Origin of the sequence: Streptomyces sp. NPDC058469, assembly GCF_042721125.1 — a bacterium.
Lineage (GTDB): Bacteria > Actinomycetota > Actinomycetes > Streptomycetales > Streptomycetaceae > Streptomyces.
Window position 1 is genome coordinate 1 of record NZ_JBHXME010000357.1, and the last position, 1,569, is coordinate 1,569.

Genomic DNA, 1,569 nt, shown 5'->3' on the forward strand with positions numbered 1-1,569 from the left:
TCATCACCCGCACCAACCTCATCACCCTCGCCGGCGTCCTAGCCGTAGCCGTCCCCTTCTTCCACGGCCTCCCCGCCTACCGGAACGACCGTTCCGCGGACCGTCGCCCCGAGAATCTCGCCGCTGTCTCCGTGCTCGCTGGGCGTGAACTGCGGCCCGGTGACCCGGTGTTGTTCCTGCCGTCGTTCTGGCGGGTGACGGCGTTGGCGTATCCGGGGCCGTTCGTCGGGGCCCGGGACCTGGCGTTGGGGGAGTCGGGGGCGAGGTCCGGGACGCTCAGCGGGCGCGAGGTGGGGCCGGGGGAGTTGCGGGCGCGGCTCGCGGGCGTGGACCGGGTCTGGATCGTCGCGCAGTCGAATCTGCTGCCCTCGCGCTGGGTGCCCGGCGAGCCGACCGACCGGGTCAAACTCGACGTCGTGGACGGGGAGTTCGCGCGAAGACAGGAGTACGTACGAGGGCGAGTGAAGCTCGCCCTCTACATCCGCCGGATGCCTCCACAACCGATGCAGCCGGCGCCTACGACTCCTCCAGCGTCGCCGAATCCAATGCCCCGGTGAGCTGGTCGAGCCGTTCCCGCAGCGCACGGATCTCGTCGATGTCGAAGCCGGTCGCACCAAGGATGCGGCGCGGCACCTCAACCGCCCGCTCGCGCAGCGCGACCCCCTCGTCGGTGAGCCGCACCTCCACCGAGCGTTCGTCGCGGACGCTGCGCTCACGCCGTACCAGACCGGCCGTCTCCAGCCGCTTGAGCAGCGGGGACAGGGTGCCGGAGTCGAGTCGCAGGTGTTCGCCGAGCTTCTTGACGGGCAGTTCGCCGTGCTCCCACAGCACCAGCATCACCAGGTACTGCGGGTACGTGAGCCCGAGATCCTTGAGGATCACGCGGTAGACACCGCCGAAGGCGCGCGACGCGGCGTTCAGGGAGAAGCAGATCTGCTGGTCGAGGCGGAGCCAGTCGGTGGTGGGGGTGGCGGCGGGAGTGGTGGTCATGGTTCCAGGATAGCGCTAGCGGGCCATTTAGTTGTGGGCAATTAAATTGTGTGCTCTACTTATCGTCGTGAGGCGGTCCGGACACCCGGACCGGCCACCCCCGTACAGACTTCCGAGAGGGATGGTTTCCATGGACGCGATCTACACCGCCGTAGCCACCGCCACCCACGGCCGCGACGGCCGCGCGGTCAGCAACGACGGCAAGATCGACCTTCAGCTCGGCATTCCGGTCGAGATGGGCGGCAACGGCCAGGGCACCAACCCTGAGCAACTGTTCGCCGCTGGTTACGCCGCCTGTTTCGGCAGCGCCCTCGGCCTCGTGGGCCGGCAGGCGAAGGTCGACGTCACCGACGCGGCCGTGACCGCCGAGGTCGGCATCGGCAAGCAGGGCGAGGGCTTCGGCCTCAAGGTGACCCTGCGCGTCGAGCTCCCCGACACCGTGGACGAGGCGACCGGCCGCAAGCTGGTCGAGACCGCCCACCAGGTCTGCCCCTACTCGAACGCCACGCGCGGCAACATCGAGGTCGACCTCGTCATCGAGTAGTCGCTACGACGCTCCCGTGACCCGGCACAGAGGTG

At 69.0% G+C, this 1,569-nt stretch carries 2 protein-coding genes and 1 pseudogene; 2 read left to right on the top strand and 1 reads right to left on the bottom strand.

The annotated features are described in order from the left end of the window. A pseudogene (locus ACFWP5_RS52420) lies at positions 1 to 557 on the top strand (hypothetical protein); the annotation flags it as partial. Here ACFWP5_RS52420 and ACFWP5_RS52425 read toward each other — a convergent pair. Next, positions 517 to 990 (bottom strand): MarR family winged helix-turn-helix transcriptional regulator, encoded by a 474-nt coding sequence (locus tag ACFWP5_RS52425; protein ID WP_384174542.1) that lies wholly within the window; start codon positions 988 to 990, stop codon positions 517 to 519. The pseudogene ACFWP5_RS52420 and the gene ACFWP5_RS52425 overlap by 41 nt on opposite strands. Positions 991 to 1,120: 130 nt before the next feature. On the opposite strand from ACFWP5_RS52425, the gene ACFWP5_RS52430 reads away from it, so the two are divergent. Continuing rightward, positions 1,121 to 1,534: an organic hydroperoxide resistance protein gene (locus ACFWP5_RS52430; RefSeq protein WP_019056748.1), complete on the top strand. Its 414-nt coding sequence runs from the start codon at positions 1,121 to 1,123 to the stop codon at positions 1,532 to 1,534. The last annotated feature ends 35 nt before the right edge of the window (positions 1,535 to 1,569 follow it).